The following is a 229-nucleotide window of genomic DNA, read 5'->3' as shown; positions in this document are numbered from 1 at the left end:
ATAAATAACCTTCTCATTTCTCGAGAATTTTTCATACTGCGAGACGTTTCCTGTAGGGGCTAAGGCATGGTGAGCCGTGGTCTTGGCAGTGTTAAATGCTCTGCTTTTAATGCTTGGGTTTACCATATTGGCAACAGAGGTATATGCAGGAATGGTTGCAAGGTTTGCAATGACCTGCGGAGCTTCTGCGTGCTTTTCGTCGGTTAGATATCTGGTATCACAACGGTTG

1 pseudogene is annotated in these 229 nt (G+C 45.0%); it reads right to left on the bottom strand.

The annotated features are described in order from the left end of the window. Positions 1 to 229 (bottom strand): annotated as a pseudogene (locus AB4585_RS23505) (DNA topoisomerase III); the annotation flags it as partial.

The organism is Vibrio sp. 10N.222.49.C9 (genome assembly GCF_041474985.1).
GTDB lineage: Bacteria > Pseudomonadota > Gammaproteobacteria > Enterobacterales > Vibrionaceae > Vibrio > Vibrio crassostreae_C.
The sequence above is the reverse complement of the archived record's forward strand: the minus strand, read 5'-3'. Positions and strand labels throughout refer to the sequence as shown.